The following is a 23480-nucleotide window of genomic DNA, read 5'->3' on the forward strand; positions in this document are numbered from 1 at the left end:
AACCTCCGCTGGGAAGAGTTTGATGTTCATCAAATTCAATCAGTCCAACTGTTGGGGCAGTAACTAAAGGCTTCTAAATCAGGTGACGGCTGTCTTTATTGTTGTGGGCGACACACGGCAGCTAGAGGTCCTTGACCAGCCGCAGGGCATCGTAGATGGCCGCATGGGTATTGCGCGACGCCACGGCATCGCCAATGCGGAACAACTGGAAGCGCCCTTCGGGGTTGCTCGAAACGGTTTGCGGCTTGCCGACAATCAGGTCCATGTACTCCACGGCGCCTTCGTTGCTGGCCAAGGGCTTGAGTTCGAAATACAGCTCATCCAGCGGCCGGGTGCCGTGGTTGACCACCACCTGATCCACCCGGCGTGTTTTGGTCAGGTCGCTGTAATCGGTGCCGATCGTAGCCAGCAATTGGTCGCCTTGTTTCTCCACAGCCTTGAGCCGGTAGGTGACGGTAAAGGTGGTGTCCAGTTGCTGCAACGAGCGCATGTAGGGAACCAGGTTCATGCCCATGACTTCCGGCGCGAACGAGCGGTCGGGGGTCATGATTTCAGTCTTGGCGCCACTGCGGGCGATGAATTCGGCGGCTTGCAGGCCGGCGTGGTCACCCGCATCGTCGTACACCAGCACATTGCGCCCAGGCTTCACGTCGCCGGAAATAATGTCCCAGCTTGAAACCAGGAATTGATTGCCGCGTTCCAGCACTTCGGTGTGCGGCAGGCCCCCGGTCGCCACGATCACCACGTCGGCATTTTCATCGAGAACAATCGCGGTGTCTGCCCAGGTGTTGAAGTGAAACGTCACGCCAAGGCGCTCGCATTGCGCCATGCGCCAATCGATGATGCTGATCATTTCCTTGCGCCGCTCGGACTGCGCGGTCAGGCGAATCTGTCCGCCGGGTTTGTCCGCCAGCTCATACACCACCACCTCGTGGCCGCGCTCTCCTGCCACCCGTGCCGCTTCCAGGCCACCAGGGCCGGCGCCGACAATCACCACTTTGCGCTTGTGCGCAGCCTTGGGTATTTCATGGGGCATGGTGGTTTCACGCCCGGTCGCGGCGTTGTGGATGCAGTAGGCAGCGCCAGCGTTGTAAATGCGGTCCAGGCAATAGTTGGCGCCCACGCAAGGGCGGATATCGTCTTCACGGCCTTCGATGATCTTGCGCACGATGTGCGGGTCGGTCATGTGCGCGCGGGTCATGCCGACCATGTCCACCAGCCCCGAGGCAATGGCATGACGCGCCGTGGCCACGTCGGGAATTTTCGCTGCATGGAAGGTCGGGAAGCCGGTCAGCGCCTTGATTTCGCCGGCAAAATCCAGGTGCGGCGCATTGCGCATGCCCTGGATCGGGATGATGTCGGTCAGCCCGGCGTCGGTGGCGATGTTGCCGCGAATCACATTGAGGAAGTCGATCATGCCACTGTCTTTCAACAGTTGGGAGATCTGCAACCCCTCCTCTTTTTGCAGGCCGCCGGCAAGGACTTCGTCCCCGGTATAGCGAATGCCTACGATAAATTCCGCGCCCACGCGTTTACGAATGGCCGTGAGCACATCGAAGGTAAAGCGCAGGCGGTTTTGCAGCGAGCCGCCGTACGGCCCTTCCAGTTCGTTGGTCAGCGGCGACCAGAACTGATCCATCAAGTGACCGTAGGCTTGCAGCTCGATGCCGTCCAGGCCGGCGGCTTTCATGCGTTCGGCGGCATCGGCGTAGTCGCGAATGATGCGGTCGATGTCCCACTGTTCGAGCTGCTTGGGGAAGGCGCGGTGTGCGGGTTCCTGATTATGGGAGGGCGACACCACCGGTAGCCAGTCGCCTTTGTCCCAGCGGGTACGCCGGCCCAGGTGAGTGAGCTGGATCATCACCGCCGCACCATGTTCATGGCACTCGTCGGTCAGGTCTTTCATCCAGCCGACCACTTCGTCCTTGTAGGCCAGAATGTTGTTGAACACGGGCGGGCTGTCACGGGAGATCGCGGCGGAGCCCGCGGTCATGGTCATGGCTACACCGGCTTTGGCACGTTCAACGTGGTAGGCCCGGTAGAGCTTTTTCGGCATCCCGTCTTCCGGGTATGCCGGTTCATGGGAGGTGGTCATGATGCGGTTGCGCAGGGTCAAATGCTTGAGGCGATAAGGCTGAAGTAGCGGATCGTTTTTCATATCGGTCTCGCAAACAGGTCATCAGGCACGCCGACAATATGCCCCTGTGTACACAGGTGTCAATAGGCTTGACACTGGTGTACAGTTGACCACGAAAAGCAAATTTCAGCAGGGAAGAAATGCCCATGAAAGCAACCACCTCAACGGCGGAACCGGCAGGCCGAGGCTCCCTGGAAGCCTGGCTCAATGCGGCCTACGAAAGTCTGACCGAGTCAGGCGTCGATGCCGTGCGAGTGATGCCGCTGGCGAAAAAACTGAATTTGTCGCGCACCAGCTTCTACTGGTTTTTCGAAGACCGCGATGCCCTGCTCGTCGCCTTGATCGAGCAATGGAAAAACAAGAACACCTTCAACCTGGTGACCAAATCCCAAGCCTATGCCGAGTCCATCACCGAGGCGATTCTCAACGTCTTCGACTGCTGGCTGAACAGCGATTTGTTCGACTCGCAGTTCGAGTTCGCCATGCGCAGTTGGGCGTTGCAATCACCGGAAGTGGCGCAGGAAATCGGCGAGGCTGACGAGCAGCGCGTCGAGGCATTGCGGCAGATGTTCGACCGTTTCGGCTTTGAACACGATGCGGCGATAACCCGCGCCCGTTCGATCTACCTCACGCAAATCGGCTACATCAGCATGAAAACCCGGGAGCCCCTGGCCCAGCGGATGCGCTACATCCCCGAGTACCTGAAGATTTTCACCGGCAGGGAGCCGGAAGCCCGTGAGCTGGAGCGCTTTTATCAGCGCAACGGTTTTAGCCGTGCCGATTTGAACGTCTGAAAACATCGACTTTAAGTCAGTTTCTTTGTAGAGCGTCCCGGTAGGCGCTCCCTTTGGCGCACCGCTGCCAGGCATTCCTTCAATCGGTGCCTGGCCCGAATAGCCGATAGCCCCGTCCGGGGTCGGTACCTGAACCATTGCGATTGTTCCGGTGTTCTCCACGAAACTGCAAATGGGGCTACCCTGAAGGTGTTTACTTCAAGGTCGCGTGCTACATCTGCCCACCCTTAACAGGCAGGTCGTCGATGTATCAGAACTTGGCGCTGCTTGCCGCCTTCCTTCTTACCTACAGCCTATTTGCGGGGCGCTTCGAGTCACGCCTGCTTAATGGCCCGCTTATGTTCATGCTTGCCGGCCTGCTTCTCGGCCCGGCATTCCTGGGCGTTCTGCAACTCCGGATTGACAGGGAGGGCCTAAAGTTCTTGGCTGAGCTGACGCTGGCGATTGTTCTGTTCAGCGATGCGGCCAACGCTGATCTGAAGGTCCTTCGGGCCAATGAAGGGCTTCCACTGCGCTTGTTGATGATAGGGCTACCGCTGACCATAGCGGGTGGTTGGCTAGTCGGCGTCTGGCTGTTCCCACAGGTCCCACCGTTGGAACTGGCAATACTGGCAACCCTTCTGGCGCCCACCGATGCTGCGCTCGGTAAGGCGGTTGTGAGCAACCCTCAGGTTCCCGCGTCCGTGCGTGAAGGGTTAAACGTTGAGAGCGGGCTGAATGATGGAATCTGCGTTCCAGTGTTGCTTATGTTTTTGGCATTGCTGGTCGAAGAACAGACACGGTCCCCTATCTCACTGGCATTAGAGTTAGTGATCGAGGAACTGGGCATCGGTGCACTCATCGGTATTACCCTGACGCTCATCGCCTGGCGGTTGCAGCGCTACTCCGTAAAACACCAGTGGCAAACGCCAGTGTGGTCACAGTTGACCCTGCCCGGGCTCGCCATCCTGTGCTTTGCCACAGCGCAAACACTAGGCGGTAGCGGGTTTATCGCCGCGTTCGTCGGTGGGTTGCTTGCAAGTTTTCTGTTTACCGAGCAAAAGCACCAGATGCTCAAGGCCAGCGAAGAGTTCGCCAGTCTGTTATCGGTCATTACCTGGGTCGTATTTGGCGCACTGGTGATCCCTTGGGCCTGGAGCAGCCTCACCCTCAACATCTGGCTTTACTCGGTGCTCAGCCTGACCATGATTCGCATACTGCCCGTGCTGATCAGCCTGGTCGGAACCCGCTTCGATTTCGAAACTCGCCTCTTCATCGGTTGGTTCGGCCCGCGAGGCCTGGCCAGTATTGTCTTCGCCGTCATGATATTGGCCTACCCCCTGCAAGCAAGTCGTACCTTGGTGGCTACTGCTGTCTGTACCGTTTTACTCAGTGTGCTATTACATGGTCTGAGTGCCAATCCATGGGTTGCACGGCTGGCCAGTCGTGATCATTGATGACCGTGTTCGTTCAGTAATCTCGAACTGCACTGGCCGCTGCGTTTTCCGCTGCATCACCCTGCGAACGACCCGGCTCTCACGCTCATCACCCGCGAGAAAATCATCGACGACAACCTTTCTCCTTCCCTTGGCCCATGCCGACCCGAACGATTCTTTCAACATTCGTGACTATCAGCCTGCGTTTGATGCTGCCCTCTACGGACTGAATCTTGCGGCCTGTCTCCGGCCGCTTTGGGTCGAACTGCGACCACCAAGAGCGGACGGTGGATGACGAGGCGGTTTTACATTAAGCGCTCGCGGATAAAATCGATGAAGGCCATCGTCCGCGCTGAACGTCGCCGCTCCCGACTGAGCACAGCGCTGACAGGAAGCGCGGTGGTCTGATAATCGTCGAGCACGATACGAACGCTGCCCTGTTCGACGTCAGCTGCGAAGAGCCATTCTGGAGAAAGGGAAATACCCACGCCGCAGAGGACCATTTCGCGAATGGCCTCGCTGCTGTTGCTGGTGACGTTGCCTTTGATGGCCACATCGAGCTCTTTCGCACCGTTAGTGAAGTGCCAACTGTCGTAATGCTCCAGCAATGTGAAACCGATGCAGTTGTGGCCTGTCAGTTCATGGGGCTCGCATGGCAGGCCGTGTCGATCCAGATAGGTGGGCGCGGCATAGACCCGCCGCGTGCTGGTACCCAGTGGCACTGCCACCAATCCCTCGCTCTTCACCACGCCAATCCGGATAGCCAGGTCTATATTTTCCTTGAGCAGGTCTTCGTTGTGATCGCTCAGGCGCAGATCAATCCGGACCTCTGGATGGCGTTGCAAGAAAGGCCCTATCAGCGGTGCTATGCACAACCTCCCATAGCTGACCGGTGCGGCGACTCGCAGAGGGCCGGCGATCTGCTCCTGACCGCTGGTAAAGCTGCGCGTGGCGGCTTCGAGGTGGCCGAGAATTTCCTGGCAGTGGCTGTAGAAGCGTTGCCCTTGGTCGGTCAGGGCCAGGTACCGGGTGCTGCGGGCGAACAATGGCCCGCCCAGATACTGCTCCAAAGCGCGAACCTGCTTGCTCACTGCCGGCTGCCCCATGTTCAGCTCGCGAGCAACCGCAGAAAACGACCCGCGCTCCACGACGCGTACAAAGATGTGCATGCTGTCGAACAAGTCCATCTGCGATTAGACCTCTTTGTGGAATAAGTTATATGCAAATTTAGTTTCTTATCGGAATGATGAAAGCGCGGCAATCTGTAAGCGTCCACTCAATCAAAGGTTCCCCGCCATGAATCACTTCATGCTCGCCGCTATCGCCGAGTCCGCCCAGGCCCCTCTGGCTGTCCGCCAAATCGATCGCCCCGTTCCCGGCAAGGGACAGGTGCTGGTCAGGGTTCACGCCGCAGGGGTAAACCCTCTCGATACCAAGATCGCCGCCGGCGCAGGGGCTCACGCCCGCCAGGCGCTGCCGGCAGTGCTCGGCCTTGATCTCGCCGGCACGGTCATCGAACTGGGCGAGGCGGTTGAGAGTTTCACCCAAGGCCAGGAAGTCTTCGGTATGCCCGGCGGGATCGGCGGTGCTCAGGGTACTATGGCCGAATACATTGCCGTGGATGTCCGGCTCATCGCGCCAAAGCCGCACACTCTCGACATGCGTGAGGCAGCTGCATTGCCTTTGGTATTCATTACCGCATGGGAAGGTTTGGTAGATCGTGCCAATGTCCGTGCCGGTCAGCGTGTGCTGATTCATGGCGGCGCGGGTGGGGTCGGCCAAGTGGCTGTGCAACTGGCCAAGGCTCGCGGTGCCGATGTCTACGCCACCGGTTCGGCGGCGAGTCTCGACTTCATTCGCTCGCTGGGGGCTACGGCCATCGACTATCAGGCACAGAGCGTAGAGGACTATGTCGAGCATTATACGGCTGGTGAAGGTTTCGACATCGTCTACGACACCGTAGGCGGCAGCACGTTGGATGCGTCATTCAAGGCCGTGAAGCCTTATACCGGGCACGTGCTGAGCTGCCTGGGTTGGGGGCAGCACAGCCTGGCACCGCTGTCGTTTAAAAGTGCAACCTATTCCGGCGTATTCACCCTAGCGCCATTGCTCACCGGCAAGGGGCGCGAACACCACGGCGCTATCCTTCGCGAGGCCGCCGCGCTGGCCAACGCTGGTCAACTGACTATCCGCGTGGATCAACGGCACTTTGAGCTGCCAGACGTCAACGAAGCGTTTCGCCAGGTCGCGGAAGGTCGCGGCAAGGGCAAGACGGTAATCCAGTTGGTAAATGAATAGTTCTTGGTGCTCTAAAGCTCATTCAGTACAAACGGCCGGATGCGGCCGCTACTGGCCGATTTATGCCTGTCACCAACGTCAGCTTTGGGACGTTTTCAGCCGGACGCGACAGGCAGAAAACGGCCAGGAGCTGACCCTGCCAGTGTCTACAACTGAGGCTGCATTCACTGATGCGGCCTACCGCCTACCGCCTACTGATATAACGATTCAAGTCATGGATATTTACCTGTAGAGCAGATCCTTATAGGATGCAGTCCGATTCAGTCTCCTTCAGGTTTGGGTGAACCACGACTATTATGCATGACAAAACGACCTGACAAACTGTGCTCTATAGCCGCGCAAGATTTTTCGCGAAAGAACAAGCACAAGCCGGAAGCAGGTTAAGTTACTTATAAAAATAAATACAACACCATGAGCACATGAACAATGATCAATCCGGGTTTTCCAGCTGAAAGTTTTAAACCCTTCAGCATAGTCATAGTGAATTACAAAACACCCGAAATCACCAAGATATGCCTGGATTTATTACACCAACACCTAGGCAGCGACAACGTCCCAATATGGGTAGTTGACAACAATTCTGCCGATGAAAGCACTGACTACTTACGAACTCTCGATTGGATCAATTTGATCGAGCGCTCTGCCCCTGAACCAGAACCTGGCCACATCGCACATGGCAAGGCACTGGATCTAGTTTTGCAGCAAGTTGAAACTGATTATTTATTCCTGATGCACACAGATACATTTGTTTTCGACAAAAATGTTTTTCCAATGATGTTGAATAAGTGCTTGAATAACCCGAAAGCCGTGGCAGTGGGTTGTGTTGAGCAAATCAACCGTGGCACCGCAAGAACGCTTTGGCGCTTTAGCTCACGACTATTCAAACATCATTACAGACACCTGAAAATCTCTATGGGATTACGCTCTAGAGAGCCAAAACCTTACAGAGAAGTCTACTTAAAAAGTTTCTGCACATTATGGAACTGCAAACTTATCAAGCAAAATAACATGCATTTCTCCATGGATGAACGCGTACCAGGATATACTCTTCAAGACCGCATGACAGAGCTCGGCTATGTCGTAGAAATGTTATCACCGCGTAAAATCTTCAGCTATCTGGATCACATTCAAGCCGGCACTGTCGCAGCGGCTGGCGGCTATGACAAGACTCATAGACGAACCAAAATGTACAACAACATCCTTAAGCGCCTGAACAAGGATGACAGAAAAAGCTAAGCGACGAGCAGACGCAGCCTGCTCAAGGCTGCTTCAAGCCCCCCACAAGTCTTATATTAAGTTATTGGAGCGGTAATGGCACCCATCACTCAAGCACTACCTTTCACCCTGTCCCCGGAGCTTGATTTCGACCAAAACGCTGCCAGCACCTTTGGCGACTCTTTGACCAGTCACTATGTCCAGGCTGCGCCATTCCCGCACATAGTCATCGACAACTTCTTGCATGAAGAGCTGATTTCGAGTATCTGCTCGCACTTCCCAATCGAGCCGACCAACAATGAAATGCTCTACGAGCGCGGCTATAAAGGTCAACTAAAACGTCAAATAAGCCCCAACGAATGTGCCCCCTTTTTGAAGACTGTTTTCAACGCCTTTAACTCGGCGCCCATGTTGCAGTTTCTTCAAAATCTCACAGGCATTCACGGTTTGATACCCGACCCCTACTTTACCGGTGGCGGCCTGCATGAAACGAAAAGCGGTGGTTTTCTGGGCGTGCACTCGGACTTCAGGCTCAACAAAAATCTGAACGTCGAGCGCAGACTGAATGTCATTATTTATCTGAATGAAGATTGGCGAGAAGAATACGGCGGCAACTTAGAACTTTGGGATGCCGGCATGAGGATCTGCCTTAAGAAAGTCCTACCCGTTTACAATCGCTGCGTCATTTTCAACACAGACAAAGACAGCAATCATGGGCACCCAGAACCTTTGACTACTCCAGAGCACATCAGCCGCAGGTCTATAGCGCTTTACTATTACACCGCCGCAACCATGTCGATCGATCCCACACAAAGAAACAAAACCCACTACAAACCAAGGCCTAAAGATCGTTTGAGCCTAAAATACTACATCAATAAACTAATCAAGAAAAAAAACTAAACGGTCTCGTCTGACGATCGAACTCGTGCACTTTTAGCGTTAGGTTGCAAAGCCGGATATGCCCCACACTCATTTATGCCATGACATAGGTTTTTCATCTCTCCGGCTCTAAGTCGTGGCACTACCGACTGTCGACTTCGGGGTTGCTTGCAGCCCATCGCGACAGGCAGCAATCGGCCGATTCTGTTGAAAAAGTCGGTTCTTACAGACCGCCCACATACTGACCGCTGAAAATGCGTTTTTTTGCGCGCCGCTACACGAAATCTGCCCCCGAAATCCTCTGCTCAATGTAAAGATTTCAATCTCAAGCGCGTACTTTTCTACCGTGGAAATCAGAGCCTACTCTTTCAACAGAATCGGCCAAAAGCAGTCACTGCATTGAATCTATTCAATCAAATTCACAACTAAGGCAGATTGTCATCAAATGCATGAGACAGCGTATTTTTCTATCGCCCTCAATGCTTTAGAACAAAACCATCGGCATTCTGTGCATTGAACACCATTCTGCCCAGGTAATGGCTGCAAGATTCACATCGATAAAAGAACGTTGGCGAGCCCCTCAGTCTTTTATGATGGGGCAAGCGGTAACCAGACGCAGACTTCGAACCCATCTTGTCGACCTGTTGCCGGGGAGAACAATTTCATTCTGGCGTTTACCCCCTGCACTATGGTTTTGGCAATCGCCAAGCCCAGTCCTGAACCACTGATCTCACTGTGACCGCGCACAAAACGCTCAGTCAGGTGCTGCAATACCGACTGCGGCACCGCCGGGCCGCTATTGACCACCCGTAGCTGTGCCTGTTCGGTGAGGCTGACTTCGATCGGTTGATCCGCTGCCCCGTACTTCAGCGCATTTTCGATCAGGTTCCGCAACAGGATGCCAAAGGCGTCCGGATCAATGGTCGAGTACAAGCAGGACTGGTTTGGCAGCTGCAACTTGATCCGGTGCCCACTGCGGTTGTTCCACTCATCAACCACATGGGCAAGCAACGGAATGAGGTCCTGAGGCGTTTCGGACAACAGGCCACCGCCTTCGGCCTTGGCCAGTTGCATGAGTTTTTCCGAGAGCCGCGCCAGGTCGCGCAACGCGTTTTCGATTTTCGCCGCACGTACTCGCAACGGGCCCTCGGGCGCCTCATGGTGGAGTCGCTGGATTTGCGCCAGGGTCGCCGCCAGTGGCGTACGCAGTTCATGGGCGCTGTTGGCAGTAAAGCTGCGTTCACTCTCCAAGGCCTTGCGCAAGCGCTCCAGCAGATGATTGACCGCCTCCGCCAGTGGTGCGATTTCCGCCGGCAATCGCGCCCCGCTGATCGGCGACAGATCACCCACCCCACGAGTCTCCACGGCACGACGATAGGCCAATACACTGCGCAAGCTGATGCGCACAAACAACCACGTTCCCAACAGAATGATGGGAATCAGCGCCAATAATGGCAACAACAAGGCAAGCAACGCTTCACGTGCCGCTTCACGGCGGTGTTCCAGAGGTTCGGCAATCTCGATAAACACTGTTTCACGTAGCGCACTGGCGCCGTACAGACGGTATTTTTTTGTGGTTGAAAAGCCTTCGGCCGGTTGTTGGTTGAAGATCTTCGGGTTGGCGTCGTGGGACTGCATCAGGATCTCGCCCTTGGCATCGCGCACCAGGTACGTCAGGTATTCCTTGTGCATTTTCAGGGTGGCGACGTGTTGGGCGTCACGAGGACTTTCACGGTTGCTGATTTCCAGCACGGCCAGAGGCAGGATGCGCTGCGCAGTCTCTTCCAGCGCACTGTCGAACGCCTCGTTCAATTCATGCTGCACCACCAGCCAGGCGCCAACGGTCGCCGCCAGCCATAGTAAGGTCGTGCCCAACGTCAGCCCCAGGCCGAGGCGTTTTTGCAGGCTCGAAGACGGCTTCATGCGGACATCAACCGGTAGCCCATGCCCCGCACGGTTTCAATCAGGTCGCGCCCGAGTTTTTTACGCAGACGGCTGATGTAGACCTCAATGGTATTGCTCTCGATTTCGGCACCGAAGGCATACAGCCGTTCTTCAAGCTGCGACTTGGAAAGCAGCGCGCTGGGGCGTTGCACAAACGCCTCGAACAGCGCCCACTCCCGCGCGGTCAGGTCCACCGTCGCACCGGCCCGCAACACCGTGCGGGCACTCATGTCGACCTGCAAGTCGCCGAGTCTGATCTGTGGATTGGGGTTGCCGCTGTAGCGCCGGGCCACCGCCGCCACACGGGCCGAGAGCTCGAACAGGTCGAACGGTTTGACCAGGTAGTCGTCGGCGCCCGCGTTGAGGCCAGCGATACGATCGGAAATCTGATCCTGGGCAGTCAGGATAATCACCGGGGTCACGTCCCCTGCCGAACGTTGCTGACGCAAAAAATCCAGCCCGCGACCGTCCGGGAGCATCAGGTCCAGCAGGATCAGGTCGTAAGGCGTGGTGCGTACGCTGTTGCGCGCGTGGTCCAGACGCTGCACCCAATCGACGGCGTGGCCGTCATCGGCAATCTGCTCGCGCACCGCTTCCCCCAAGCCTTGAGCGTCCTCGACCAATAAGACCCGCATCTGGCGCCTCCTGTGATGGTTGTCGTGCAGCACCTTAATCGCCTTACCTGACGTGAATCTGAAGATTCAGCTGGTTGTCAGGAATGCTCCTTAGGGTATGCCACAGGCGCCGACCTCGGCAGGAGACAGATCATGAAAACAGGTTTTATTGCCAATGCCACGCTGTTGAGCTTGCTGCTCAGTGGTTACGCCCTGGCCGATGACGATTGCAGCGACCCGGTGAGCGACTGGCAACCGCGCGAAACCTTGCGTCAGCAGGTCGAGCGGCAATACGGCTGGAGCGTGCAACGCATCAAGGTCGACGACGGTTGTTATGAGCTCAAGGGGCTGGATCGAAAAGGCAACGCCATCGAAGCCAGCTACTCACCGGCCTCGCTGCGTTTGCGCACACTCGAGATCCATTTCCGCGACGACGGCGATGCCAGGGACTACCTCGGCAGCCCGCTCACCGAATGACGCCTCACCTGTCGATGAGTTTTTCCTGCGCTTCAGGTTGCTGTCAGCAAGCAGGTCCAGGCTCTCGACCTAACGATCAAAGGGACACCCTCATGAAAAAGATCATCGCAGCCACCTGCCTTGCCGGCGCCATTGCCCTGCCGGGGCTGGCCCAGGCCCGTGAAGTGACCTTGACCACGCAGCTCAAGGACTACAGCGGCAATGATGCCTACCTGGCGATCTACGTCACCGACACCAATGGCCAATACCAGAAAACCCTCTGGGTAGCCGGCAAGAAGGCCAAATATTACAAACACCTGGGCGACTGGGCCCGTGGCAGCGGGATGAACCCGAGTGAGTTTGACGGGGTCAGCGGCGCCAGTGTCGGCAGTGGGCGCACGCTCAAAGTCAGCGTCGAACTGGCAGACACCCTGATTGATGCCGGGTATCAGATCCGCATCGACAGCGCCGTTGAGGACAAACGTGACGCACGCGCCGATGTCAGCGTGCCGCTCACGTCCAAGGGCGCAGGCCAGCCGGTGACCGGTAGCACCTATGTCGAGTCCTTTACTTACGATCTGTAGCACCTGCCATTTCTGGAGGCTGAACATGCTTCGCCAGTCCCATTCCCTGCCCGGCCTGATCGCGGCCCTGTTGGTCATGCTGTTGGCCATCAGTGGTGCGATCCTGTCGGTCGACCCGGCGCTGGAACACTTGCACAGCACCGCCACCGGGCAACTCAACGTCGGCCAATTGGCCGGACGTGTGGCCAATCACTTCCCGGGCGTGGAGCAGATCCAGCGCACAGCGTCCGGGACAGTCATCGTCTACTACAACCAGAACGGTCAGGCCGGGGTTGAAACGGTCGATCCACTGACCGGCGAAGGCCTGGCACCCTATGCACCCTCCGCGTTCACGCGTTGGGTGAAAGAGCTGCACCGCTCGATGTTCCTCGGCTCACCAGGCCATGGAGTATCGGGTGTCGGCGCGCTGTTCATGTTGATGTTGTCGGTGTCTGGCGCGCTATTGCTCGCCCGGCGCCTGGGTGGCTGGCGCAACCTGCTGCGGCCGCTACGGGGCACTGTCAGCCAGCGCTGGCATGCTGAAGTTGGGCGACTGGCCTTGCCCGGGCTGCTGCTGTCGGCATTGAGCGGGCTCTACATGTCCGCCACCACTTTTGGGTTTATCGCCGACGGCAGTCAAAGTGAACCCGCCTTCCCCGCCCACGTCAGCGCCGGCCCGGCCTTGCCGGTGGCTACACTGCAAGCCTTGCAGGCCACCGACCTCAACGACCTGCGCGAGCTGGTCTACCCGAGCCCCGGCAACCCGCGCGATGTGTTTTCCCTGCGCACGGCCCAGGGCGACGGCTACGTGGATCAGGCCAGCGGTGCCTTGCTGTCCTATCAAGCCCACGACTCGATGCACAACCTCTACGAATTGATCTATCAGTTGCACACCGGCGAAGGCCTCTGGTGGCTGGGCCTACCGCTCGGGCTCTGCGCCCTCTGCATACCGTTGATGAGCGTGACCGGCATTCTGTTGTGGTGGCGCCGCCGAAAGGCTGGCCCGAACATTCGCCACAACAGCCCTGCCCACTGCGCCGACAGCGTGATTCTGGTGGGCAGTGAAAATAACAGCACTTGGGGCTTTGCCAAAACCTTGCACGACGCCTTGCACCAGAGTGGCCATCAGGTGCACAGCGCGGCGATGAATGAATGGGTGGGCGATTACCGCAATGCCCAACGGGTGTTCATCCTCACCGCGACCCACGGTGACGGCGATGCGCCGTCCTCGGCTTCGCAGTTCCTGGCGCGACTGGCCAAAACCGGCCTCAAGCCCGGCCTGCCCTTTGCGGTGCTGGGCATGGGCGACCGCCAGTTTGCGCAGTTCTGTCAGTACGCCCTTCAAGTGCAGGACGCCATGTTGCGGGCCGGTGGTTCGCCACTGCTGGGGCTAGAAACCGTCAACCGTCAGTCCCCTCAGGAGTTTGCGCGCTGGGGCCACGCATTGGGCGACGTGTTGGGACAGGAGCTGGCGCTGGTTCACACCCCGCAGCATCCGCGCACCCATCCATTGGAGCTGACAGAGCGGATTGCCTATGGTGAACAGGTAAATGCGCCAACCCACATATTGCGCTTCAAAGCCTGCGGCGAGCTGCCGGCCTTTCTGGCCGGCGACCTGGTCGGGATTGTGCCGCCGGGCAGCCCGATCCCGCGTTTCTATTCGCTGGCCAGCGGTTCCCAGGACGGCGTGCTGGAGATCTGTGTGCGTAAACACAACGGTGGCATATGCTCGCAATTCCTTCATGACCTGGACATCGGCGCATCGATCGAAGCGTTTATCCAACCCAACCCACAATTTCGCCCGGCGTCGGGCACGCACCCAGTGATCCTGATCGGTGCCGGCACCGGCATCGGTCCTCTGGCCGGGTTTATCCGCAACAACAAGGCCCGACACCCGATGCACTTGTATTGGGGCGGGCGCAACCCGGCCTCGGATTTTCTCTACGAGCCGGAGCTCAACCAATACTTGTCGGACCGCCGCCTCACGGCATTGCGCGCCGCCTTCTCTCAGGCTCAGGACCGCAGCTATGTGCAAGACCGGCTGATCAGCGATGCCCTGGCCTTGCGCCGGCTGATTGAAAAAGGTGCCCAAGTGCTGGTGTGTGGCAGTCGCGAGATGGCCAAAGGCGTGATGCAGGCCCTTGATGAAGTGTTGGCGCCTCTCAACCTGAGTGTGCTGACCCTAAAGGCACAAGGACGCTACCGTGAAGATGTCTACTGAGTTGCAGCGCTATAGCCTGAACGGCGAAACCATGGGCACCCGCTACACCGCCCTGTTTTATGCCGGGACCGGGATCGATACCGACGAAGCTCGCCAGCGCCTGGCCCACGCCGTGGCCCGGGTGGACCAGCAAATGTCCACCTGGAAACCCGACTCGGACCTCAACCGCCTCAATGCCGCCCCCGAGCAGGAATGGGTGTCGGTGCCCAAGGAACTGGCCACGGTGCTGTCTACTGCACTGCGCGTCAGTCAGCAATCCGGCGGCGCCTTCGACATCGCTGTCGGTGACCTGGTGAACGCCTGGGGCTTCGGCCCCGGGGAGCAGACGGTCATAGAGCAGGCGATCGGCACGATTGCGCCGCGGGCCCGGCTGTTAGCCAGCGCCGCATTGGTGGTTGAGCCACAACGCAATCAGGTGCGCAAACGCGTGCCGCTGAACCTTGACTTGAGTGGCATCGCCAAAGGTTTTGGCGTGGATGAACTGGCCCGTTGCCTTGAGGGTTTGGGCATCACCCGTTACCTGGTCGGCATCGATGGCGAGATGCGCGCCCGGGGCGTCAAACCTGACGGCCAGTGCTGGACCGTGGCCCTGGAGAAGCCCAACCGGGGCGTGCGTGAAGTCATGGGCGTGATGGAACTCAGCGATGCCGCAATCGCGACCTCCGGGGACTATCGACACTGGGTCGACGTGGCGGGTCAGTCCTATACTCACACCATGAACCCGGCCACTGGCGCGCCGCTGTGCAACCCGCTCGCCGCCGTCACCGTGGTGGCAGCCTCGTGCATGCTCGCCGATGCCTGGGCCACGGCGCTGATGGTCCTGGGCGAAACCGAGGGCCCACGTCTGGCTCAGGAACGCGGGATGGACGCGTTGTTCGTGCTGCGCGAGGGTGAACAATTCAAAGAAATATCCATTGTCGGCGGCCAGTTGCAGGCGCAAATTGAAACCCGCTGACGCCGATTGCCGGCCCGCTCGGAACCCGTTCGACGTGAACCGCCTAATGACAGGGAGTCCTGTTAAACAATGAAATTCATGCACAGGCACACCGAGGCACACCGAAGCGATCGTATCGGCTGGCTGCGCGCCGCCGTCCTTGGGGCCAACGACGGGATTGTCTCTACCGCCAGCCTGCTGATCGGCGTCGCGGCCGCCAACGCCAGCCATGCCACATTGCTGGTCACCGGAATGGCGGGGCTGATGGCCGGGGCCATGTCCATGGCCGCTGGCGAGTACATTTCCGTGCACTCCCAAGCCGATACCGAGCGGGCCGACCTGTCCCGCGAACGGGCAGAACTGGCCAGCGACCCGAATGCCGAGCACATTGAACTCGCCAACATCTACATGCATCGCGGCGTATCACCCGAACTGGCCCATCAAGTGGCCGATCAGTTGATGGCCCATGACGCACTGGGCTCTCACGCCCGGGACGAGTTGGGCATCAGCGCCACTCTCACCGCCAAACCGTTGCAGGCCGCCCTCGCCTCCGCCGCCAGTTTCGTGGTGGGTGCCGCGTTGCCGCTGGCGGTGACATTTGTCGCGCCGGAGCACAGTGTGGTGCCCTGGATATCGGGCATGTCATTGGTGTTTCTCGGGACATTGGGCGCCATCGCCGCCAAGGCTGGCGGAGCCAAGGTCATCACCGGGGCCTGGCGGGTGACCTTCTGGGGGGCGCTGGCCATGGGCATTACGGCCCTGGTGGGGCACTTGTTTGGCGCGGTGGTCTAGCGGGGGGCTTCCAAAAACAAAGTGCGCCCGCTAGCCAAACGAGCGCCCTTTACAGAACAGCAGTGATGCGCGGTATGCGTTAACAGATCAGTGCGCTGCCAGCGCTGGCAGTCAATGGCAAAGGCACGAGCGCTGGCAAACAGCCGTTCCTGCCCACTCGATAACTGTCCCATCATGCTGCGTGCTTCCCTGCTGGCCAATGTAGAGATTTTGCCGCAGGCCAGACAGGGGAGCTACTTTTTCAACAGAATCGGCCGATTTCTGCCTATTGCAAGGACCGCGGTCGCCCCAAAGTGGACCCGCCGAGCAAGAACGTTCCCGTCGGCTACGCTATTCCACCAAGCACGATGCTGAAAGCGAGGCTAGGAATGACAGTTGGTCGCAGAGATGATATTGCCTATTCCATCCTGTTAATCACTCCTGTTCTCCTTTACGCCAGCATAGGTGCTAACCCGCTGTATACAGGCAGTGGGTACCTTGTCGCAGTACCTGCGGCGGTGTTTGTACTGGGCTTGATTATCCGAACGCCCGCCCTGTTTCTGACGGGTACGACAGCCGCGGCGGTGGCCACGCTGTTGATCTACATGAACATCATGGCCAGCCTCGACCACCCCGAAGGGTTGTTTGGGCTCGGGCACGTGTTCTCCATGCCCGGCATGTTGGTTGGCGCAGCAGCGTCGGCCTGGCTGTTAAGGTACCGCGTGAAAGCAAGTTTGCCTTGGATCGTCGCGGGCGTTGGCTTTCTGGGAACTGCATTGGGATTCACGGTCGCCCAGATGGTGGTGTGCAACACCCTGATGTATTGCGGCCCGCTGTCTATTGGGGTTTAACGCTGGCAACGAGCTTCCGCTTCTGGCCGCTTGTTGCCCTTATCAACCGTCCAAGCCGGATCAATCGCAACCCTCCCCACAGGCAACACCATCGCCCTACAACGTCATGATCGGCCGCAGCAACGCCTGACCCTCATACAATGCAGACAAATAACGTTCGCGCATTTGCTCCACGGTCATTCGCGATGCATGGGTGGTGAGCGTCAAGGTGGCCTGCAACTGCCCTTCGCGATCAATCAATGGCACGCTCAGCACCCGCATGCCCACTTCGTATTCCTGATCCACCAGGACGTAGCCACGCTGCGCCGCCAAAGCGATTTCGGCGCGGATCTGTTTTTCATCGGTGAGCGTGTAGGGGGTAATCGCTTGGGGCGGGTTGCGTGCGAAATACCCGTCCAGCGCTTCGCCAGACAAACTCGCCAGCCAGAGCCGGCCACTGCCGGTGCAATACATGGGCACCCGTGAGCCAGGCCGAATCGACATCGAGGTGATGTGGCTGTAGCGGCTGCGCACCACATGCACGATGTCATCCCCGTCGCGAATGCCCACCGACACATGCTCCTGGGTGGTTCGCGCCACCTGTTCGACGATCGGCCGCAGCATGCGCGGCAGCACCGCCGAATCGACATAGGCCTGGCCAATGCGCAGGGTCTTGGCGGTCAGCCAGTAGAAACGACCATCGGTCTGCGCGAAGTTGTCATGCACCAGCGTCAGCAGGAAACGTCGGGCGGCGCTCTGGGTCATGTCGGCCATGCGTGCCACCTCCGGCACACTCAGGCGTGGATGTTCCTGGGAAAACAGTTGCAACAACGCCAGGCCCTTTTGCAGGCCGACGATCAGGTCCCGTTGATGGATGGTGGGCTGCTTCATCGCGACGACTCTAATTCAGGCAAGTAATGCGATTATCGCATTGATGCTGCGATTATCAACTTAAACGCCCGCCGGCCTGATTGTCCGCTCCCCTCCCCGCTCGCACTATCGGCCCCACAACACAGCCAATAAGCGGGTACATCAAATGATTCAGGGTTCGACTGAACTGGTCGCCATCGTCGGCTCGCCTGTGACACAGGTCAAATCACCGGAAAACTTCAACCAATGGTTCGCTGGGCACCGGCAAAACGTTGCCATGCTGGCCATCGACCTTGCGCCGAGCGCCCTGCAGAACTTCGTCGAGACCTTGCGTGGCTGGCAGAACCTGCGCGGCTGCGTGGTCACCGTCCCCTACAAACAGCTACTGGCCGGCCGCCTGGACAGCGTCAGTGCGCGCTCGGCGGCGCTGGGTTCGGTCAACGTGATCCGGCGCGAGGCCGACGGCCGGCTGGTGGGCGATATCGTCGACGGCGAAGGTTTTCTCAGTGCGGCGCGCCAGCAGGGTTTCAATCCGCAAGACAAACAGGCGCTGGTGATCGGCACCGGCGGTGTCGGCAGTGCGATTGCTTATTCACTGTGCCAGGCCGGGATCCGTCATCTGGTCATCAGCGACTTGAGCGCGGAGCGCGTCGAGATGCTCGGCGAACTGTTGCGCGACACGTTTCCCGAGACAGTGATCAGCGCCAATCCCACCTCGCTTGAGCAGTTCGATCTGGTGGTCAACGCCTCGCCGGTCGGCATGGGCGCCACCAGCGAGGAAGGTCCGCTGCCATTGCCGCAAGGCCTGATGCAAAGCTTGCAAGCGTCGACGCTGGTTGCCGATGTCGTGACTTCGCCAGCGCTGACGCCGTTTCTCGTCTTCGCCCAAGGGCGTGGCTGTGCGATCCAGACCGGCCCGCAAATGGCCCTGGCGCAACTGAGCAACCTCGGCCACTTCATGGGCGTAACACCGCTGCAGATCTGATCTGCGGCCGTGTCCTTAACAGGCGATAGACGATGAACATGACGACTACCCAGCTCCCTGCCGGTGCCGACCGGGTCTACGACGTGATTGTCCTGGGCAGCGGCGCCGCCGGTTTCGCCGCGGCGGTGACCGCCAGTTGCCGCGGCCTCCAGGTCTTGCTGGTGGAAAAGACCGAAACCTTCGGCGGTACCTCGGCGATCTCCGGTGGCGCGATCTGGCTGCACGACACTGATCAGGCCCGGGCCGCCGGGTATCACCTGGGCGCCGACGAAATGCGCCGCTACCTCAAGGAGGTGATCGGGGCTGGCTACAACCCGGCGCTGATCGACGCCTTCATCGACAATGGCCGCGAAGCCTTGAGTTTTCTGCAGGCCCACAGCGAACTCAAATACAGCCTGCGGCCACTGTCGCCCGACTATTACCCGGACTTGCCCGGTGGCACGCAAACCGGTCGCGCCCTGGAAATCGACGAGTACGACGGGCGCAAGCTCGGTGAGCACTTCAACGACCTGAAGCGGCCACCGGACGGCATGCTGCTGTTCGGCGGCATGATGGTCAATCGTGTCGACATCCAGCACTTCCTCAGCTTCAAGCGCTCGCCGCAATCGCTCTGGCACTGCCTGAAACTGATGGGCCGATATGCTATTGATCGCCTCAGCCATCCACGCGGTACGCGCCTGACCGTAGGCAATGCCTTGATCGCCCGGCTGGCGACCACCGCCTTCGCCAACGGCGTCGACTTGTGGCTCGAGGCGACGCCCGACGCGCTGCTGATCGAACAGGGACGCGTAGAGGGCGTGCAGATCACCTGGCGCGGACAAACCCGCAAGGTATTGGCCAAGGGCGGTGTGGTATTGGCCATGGGCGGATTTGCCGCCGGCGCCCAAGCCGCGGCGCAGCGGCCAGCGACCGACTCGGAACACTGGAGCATGTCCCCGGCGGCCAATGTGGGGGACGGACAACGACTGGCCGCTGCGGTCAACGCGGCCATTGGCGACAACCTGTCGGCAAACTTCTTCTGGGCGCCGGTTTCGGTACTGCGCAAGGCCGACGGCAGCCTCGAGCGTTTTCCGCACCTGGTGACCGATCGGGCCAAACCCGGTGTGATCGCGGTCAACCGCGCCGGACGACGTTTCGTCAACGAGTCGGACTCCTATCACTGCTTCGTCCAAGGCATGTTCGCCAACGGCGGCGCGAATGCGCCCTGCTGGCTGATCTGTGACAGCGAAGCCTTGAACCGATACGGCATGGGCCTGGCCCGTCCGCGGCCGGTCGACAACAGCGCATTGATCGAAGCCGGTTACCTGCTGCGCGCAGACAGCCTCGCCGAACTGGCCCTCATCGCGGGCATCGATGCCACGGCCCTGGAGCAGACCCTGACGCAGTTCAACGCCGATGCAGTGCTTGGCGTCGACCGGCAGTTCGGCAAAGGCAGCAGCGCCTATAACCGCTACATGGGTGACCCGCTCCATGGACCCAACCCGTGCCTGAAGCCGTTGCACAAGGCGCCGTTCTACGCCATTCGTCTGTTTACCGGCGACCTCGGCTCTGCACGCGGATTGGTCACCAACGGCCAGGCCAACGTGCTCGACTGCAGCGGTGCACCGATCCCCGGCCTGTACGCCGCCGGCAATGAAATGAATTCGATCATGGACGGCACCTACCCAGGCCCCGGCATCACCCTCGGCCCGGGCATCACCTTCGGCTACCTCGCCGCCAGTGATATCGCCGCCCGTCTTGAGCACAACACACACCCACACGCCCAAACTGGAGCTCCGCATGTACTACGAACTGCGCACCTACACGATTAAACCGACCCGCCTTGGCGACTGGCTGGCCCTGTACAAAACCGCGGCACTGGCCGTGCAACAAGAGCACCTGGGCAACCTGGTCGGTTTCTTCACCACCGAAATCGGCGAGGTCAACCAGGTGGTGCACATCTGGGCCTATACCAGCCTCGACGATCGCATGAACCGCCGCAACGCCATGGCCGCCGATCCGCGCTGGCAGGACTTCGCCAGGCAGAACAAGGCGCTCGACGCCGTGGTGACGCTGGAGTCGCGCTTGCTGCGCCCGACCGACTTTTCACCGTTGCAATAACCGTCCCCTGTAGGAGCGAGCATGCTCCTACAGTGAAAAGCCCAAATATGGAGGTCGCCATGAGCGTCTTGCCGTCGATGAATGTCGACGACCTTATCTGTGATGTCCTGGTCATCGGTTCCGGCGCCTCGGGCCTGGCGACTGCCGTCACCTGTGCCGAGCTCGGCCTCGACGTCATCGTGGTGGAAAAAGAGCCGGTGCTCGGCGGCACGAGTGCCTGGTCGGGCGGCTGGCTGTGGGTCCCACGCAACCCGTTGGCAGTCGCCGAAGGCGTCGTGGAAGAGCTCGAACAGGCGCGAGTCTATTTGCGCAACGAGCTGCACAGCGATGTGCTCGACCCGCGCATGGAGATGTTCCTTGAGCAGGGCCCGAAGATGGTCGAGTTTTTTCAGCGCCATACCGAAGTGCAGTTTTTCTCCGGCAGCAAGATGCCTGACTTTCATGCCAGCGAAGGTCATGCCCGAGGCGGCCGCTCGCTCTGCGCCCTGCCATTCGATGGTCGTCGACTGGGTCCGTGGATCGACAAGCTTCGGCGTCCGCTGGACCTCATCAGCCTTGCCGGAATGGGCATTGCCGGCGGCGCCGATCTCAACCACTTCCTCAATGCGACCCGCTCGGCAAGCTCACTGCTGTATGTCGGCAAACGCCTGTTGCGCCATGCCCGGGACCTGATGTGCCACGGCCGGGGCATGCACCTGGTGAACGGCAATGCCCTGGTCGCCCGGCTGTTGAAAAGCGCCCTGGATCGCAACGTCCGCCTGCTGACCGATACACGGGTATGTGAGCTACTGCGCGAGGACCAACGTGTGGTCGGCGCGCGTATCGACCGCGGCGCAGGCCTGCTCGAGATCCGTGCACGACGGGGTGTGGTGATGGCCTGCGGCGGCTTCCCCCACGACCGGCAACGTATTGCCCAGCAGTTCGCCCACGCCCCTGATGGCAGCGCACACTTGAGCGCTGCGCCCAAGGGCAATACCGGCGATGGCTTGCGCCTGGCTGAAAGCGTCGGCGCTCGCGTCGCCTGCGACCTGGCGCAGGCCGCTGCGTGGGCACCGGTGTCTCGCGTGCCGCGCGAAGACGGCGGCTTCAGTGGCTTTCCCCATTTGATGGATCGGGCGAAACCGGGTTTTCTCGCCGTGCGCCGTGATGGTCGACGCTTCGTCAACGAAGCAGACTCCTACCATGACTACATGTGCGCACTGTTCGATGCCTGCGGATCGGGAGAACCCCCGGTGTCCTGGTTGATTTGCGACCATCGCGCCCAGCGGCGCTATGGCCTGGGCTGGTCCAGGCCCTTTCCCTTCCCGACAGCGTCCTATGTGCGCATGGGCTATCTGTTCAAGGACTCGACCCTGGCAGGACTGGCACGCCAGTGTGGGATCGATGCGCAGCAACTGCAGGCCACGGTCGATACGTTCAATCAGTTTGCCGAGAAAGGCTGCGATCCACAATTTCGTCGCGGTGAGTCGCTGTACAACAAACACCAGGGGGAAATCCTCCACGGTCCCAACCCGTCCCTTGGCAGCCTGCGCCAAGCCCCCTTCTACGCCGTGAAGCTGGTGCCTGGCAGCCTCGGCACCTTCGCCGGGCTGCACACCGACGCCTGTGCCCGGGTGCTGGACGACAATCAAGCGCCGATTCCAGGACTGTTCGCCGTGGGCAATGACATGAACAGCATCATGAACGGCCGTTACCCCAGCGGCGGCATTACCCTCGGGCCGGGCATGACGTTCGGCTACATTGCAGGAAGAACACTGGCAGGCTCAGCGGCGGGTCAATGAGTGCAACATCAAGCAGATGCCGGCCAGGGCGAGGGCTCAACGCAACTTCAGCGGATCGACCATCTGCGCCGCGATGGCCATGCCCACCAAGTCCGGCAACGTATTGGCCTGCATGCGTTTCATGACGCGCGCGCGATACAGGTCGACGGTTTTTGCACTCACGCCCAGTTGCTCGGCGATTTCGCGGGTGGTGTAACCCTGCACCAGCGGCAACAGGATATCGCGCTCGCGCGGGGTCAAGGTCAGCAAGCGCGCCTGCAAGGCTTCGTGGCCCTGGTTACCCGAACGGTGGGTGGCACAGTTGCTGAGTGCCTGTTGCACGCTGTCCAGCAACAGCTGTTCGTTGTAAGGCTTCTCGATAAAGTCATGGGCGCCGGCCTTGAACGCGCGCACCACGATCGGCACATCCGCGTGCCCGCTGACAAAGATGATCGGCAGGTTCAGTTGGCGCACGCGCATTTCTTCCTGCACGTTCAAGCCGCCCATACCGGGCATGCGCACATCCAGCAGCACGCAGGCGTCGAGGCTCGCATCGCAGGCGTCGAGGAATGCGACACCACTGGTGAACGGCAGGGCCTTGAGCCCGACCGACTCCAGGAGCCAGACCGTCGACTCGAGCATGCCCTGGTCATCATCGACCACGTACACCACCTGCTCCGTTACACCTGCCATT

21 protein-coding genes are annotated in these 23480 nt (G+C 59.5%); 15 read left to right on the forward strand and 6 right to left on the reverse strand.

Annotated elements, in window-relative coordinates; genetic code table 11:
* Positions 1-121: 121 nt before the first annotated feature.
* Positions 122-2158 carry an NADH:flavin oxidoreductase gene (locus tag AC1Q8Q_RS15510; RefSeq protein WP_168757656.1) on the reverse strand — a complete coding sequence of 679 codons (2037 nt, stop codon included), beginning with the start codon at positions 2156-2158 and terminating at the stop codon, positions 122-124.
* A gap of 125 nt (positions 2159-2283) precedes the next feature.
* Between AC1Q8Q_RS15510 and AC1Q8Q_RS15515 the strand changes: the two genes are divergently transcribed.
* Positions 2284-2931: a TetR/AcrR family transcriptional regulator gene (locus tag AC1Q8Q_RS15515; RefSeq protein ID WP_020800486.1), complete on the forward strand. Its 648-nt coding sequence runs from the start codon at positions 2284-2286 to the stop codon at positions 2929-2931.
* A 245-nt stretch (positions 2932-3176) separates the two neighbouring features.
* A complete protein-coding gene (locus tag AC1Q8Q_RS15520) occupies positions 3177-4367 on the forward strand; it encodes a cation:proton antiporter (RefSeq protein WP_042955806.1) in 1191 nt (396 codons plus the stop codon).
* A gap of 284 nt (positions 4368-4651) precedes the next feature.
* On the opposite strand, the gene AC1Q8Q_RS15525 is transcribed toward AC1Q8Q_RS15520, so the two are convergent.
* A complete protein-coding gene (locus tag AC1Q8Q_RS15525; protein WP_083348678.1) occupies positions 4652-5533 on the reverse strand; it encodes a LysR family transcriptional regulator in 882 nt (293 codons plus the stop codon).
* A gap of 109 nt (positions 5534-5642) precedes the next feature.
* On the opposite strand from AC1Q8Q_RS15525, the gene AC1Q8Q_RS15530 reads away from it, so the two are divergent.
* The 3 genes from AC1Q8Q_RS15530 to AC1Q8Q_RS15540 all read left to right on the forward strand — a co-directional run bounded on the left by AC1Q8Q_RS15530 (position 5643) and on the right by AC1Q8Q_RS15540 (position 8759).
* Positions 5643-6644: a zinc-dependent alcohol dehydrogenase family protein gene (locus AC1Q8Q_RS15530; RefSeq protein WP_033044893.1), complete on the forward strand. Its 1002-nt coding sequence runs from the start codon at positions 5643-5645 to the stop codon at positions 6642-6644.
* A 426-nt stretch (positions 6645-7070) separates the two neighbouring features.
* Complete coding sequence (locus tag AC1Q8Q_RS15535; RefSeq protein WP_083348677.1) at positions 7071-7880, forward strand: glycosyltransferase; 810 nt, start codon at positions 7071-7073, stop codon at positions 7878-7880.
* A 75-nt stretch (positions 7881-7955) separates the two neighbouring features.
* On the forward strand, positions 7956-8759 hold the full coding sequence (locus AC1Q8Q_RS15540; protein ID WP_492615215.1) for a 2OG-Fe(II) oxygenase: 804 nt from the start codon (positions 7956-7958) through the stop codon (positions 8757-8759).
* Between the two features lie 567 nt (positions 8760-9326).
* Here the strand turns inward: AC1Q8Q_RS15540 and AC1Q8Q_RS15545 are convergent.
* Positions 9327-10661, reverse strand: a complete 1335-nt coding sequence (locus tag AC1Q8Q_RS15545; protein ID WP_168757654.1) for a HAMP domain-containing sensor histidine kinase — start codon at positions 10659-10661, stop codon at positions 9327-9329.
* Entirely contained in the window at positions 10658-11317 is a 660-nt protein-coding gene (locus AC1Q8Q_RS15550; RefSeq protein WP_083348674.1) for a response regulator transcription factor, read from the reverse strand. Before AC1Q8Q_RS15550 ends, AC1Q8Q_RS15545 begins: the two co-directional genes overlap by 4 nt.
* Before the next feature lie 132 nt (positions 11318-11449).
* Here AC1Q8Q_RS15550 and AC1Q8Q_RS15555 point away from each other — a divergent pair, with 132 nt between their 5' ends.
* The 6 genes from AC1Q8Q_RS15555 (at position 11450) to AC1Q8Q_RS15580 (ending at position 17092) form a co-directional block, all read left to right on the forward strand.
* On the forward strand, positions 11450-11773 hold the full coding sequence (locus AC1Q8Q_RS15555) for a PepSY domain-containing protein (protein WP_084317895.1): 324 nt from the start codon (positions 11450-11452) through the stop codon (positions 11771-11773).
* Between the two features lie 92 nt (positions 11774-11865).
* The gene (locus AC1Q8Q_RS15560; RefSeq protein WP_083348672.1) at positions 11866-12336 is read left to right on the forward strand and encodes a DUF2271 domain-containing protein; all 471 of its coding nucleotides are present in this window, start codon (positions 11866-11868) and stop codon (positions 12334-12336) included.
* A gap of 25 nt (positions 12337-12361) precedes the next feature.
* A complete protein-coding gene (locus AC1Q8Q_RS15565) occupies positions 12362-14536 on the forward strand; it encodes a PepSY domain-containing protein (protein ID WP_083348671.1) in 2175 nt (724 codons plus the stop codon).
* Positions 14526-15491, forward strand: a complete 966-nt coding sequence (locus AC1Q8Q_RS15570; RefSeq protein ID WP_492615252.1) for an FAD:protein FMN transferase — start codon at positions 14526-14528, stop codon at positions 15489-15491. Before AC1Q8Q_RS15565 ends, AC1Q8Q_RS15570 begins: the two co-directional genes overlap by 11 nt.
* A 69-nt stretch (positions 15492-15560) precedes the next feature.
* On the forward strand, positions 15561-16262 hold the full coding sequence (locus AC1Q8Q_RS15575) for a VIT1/CCC1 transporter family protein (protein WP_083348669.1): 702 nt from the start codon (positions 15561-15563) through the stop codon (positions 16260-16262).
* 368 nt (positions 16263-16630) lie between these two features.
* A complete protein-coding gene (locus AC1Q8Q_RS15580; RefSeq protein ID WP_141195525.1) occupies positions 16631-17092 on the forward strand; it encodes a hypothetical protein in 462 nt (153 codons plus the stop codon).
* Positions 17093-17188: 96 nt separating this feature from the next.
* Here the strand turns inward: AC1Q8Q_RS15580 and AC1Q8Q_RS15585 are convergent, their stop codons facing one another.
* Positions 17189-17962, reverse strand: a complete 774-nt coding sequence (locus AC1Q8Q_RS15585; RefSeq protein WP_168757652.1) for an IclR family transcriptional regulator domain-containing protein — start codon at positions 17960-17962, stop codon at positions 17189-17191.
* A gap of 145 nt (positions 17963-18107) precedes the next feature.
* On the opposite strand from AC1Q8Q_RS15585, the gene AC1Q8Q_RS15590 reads away from it, so the two are divergent.
* From AC1Q8Q_RS15590 to AC1Q8Q_RS15605, 4 genes are read left to right on the forward strand one after another with little or no spacing between them, the layout of a single operon-like run.
* Positions 18108-18926, forward strand: coding sequence for a shikimate dehydrogenase family protein (locus AC1Q8Q_RS15590; protein ID WP_168757651.1), 819 nt, complete (start codon positions 18108-18110; stop codon positions 18924-18926).
* Between the two features lie 32 nt (positions 18927-18958).
* Positions 18959-20737 (forward strand): FAD-dependent oxidoreductase, encoded by a 1779-nt coding sequence (locus AC1Q8Q_RS15595; RefSeq protein ID WP_492615216.1) that lies wholly within the window; start codon positions 18959-18961, stop codon positions 20735-20737.
* Positions 20706-21026, forward strand: a complete 321-nt coding sequence (locus AC1Q8Q_RS15600) for an NIPSNAP family protein (RefSeq protein ID WP_020800477.1) — start codon at positions 20706-20708, stop codon at positions 21024-21026. The genes AC1Q8Q_RS15595 and AC1Q8Q_RS15600 overlap by 32 nt, the downstream gene beginning before the upstream one ends.
* A 59-nt stretch (positions 21027-21085) precedes the next feature.
* A complete protein-coding gene (locus tag AC1Q8Q_RS15605; protein WP_492615217.1) occupies positions 21086-22807 on the forward strand; it encodes an FAD-dependent oxidoreductase in 1722 nt (573 codons plus the stop codon).
* Positions 22808-22843: 36 nt separating this feature from the next.
* Here AC1Q8Q_RS15605 and AC1Q8Q_RS15610 read toward each other — a convergent pair whose 3' ends face one another.
* Positions 22844-23479, reverse strand: a complete 636-nt coding sequence (locus tag AC1Q8Q_RS15610) for a response regulator transcription factor (RefSeq protein WP_020800475.1) — start codon at positions 23477-23479, stop codon at positions 22844-22846.
* Position 23480 lies beyond the last annotated feature (1 nt).

This window comes from Pseudomonas sp. GW823-FHT06B06, from assembly GCF_058795195.1.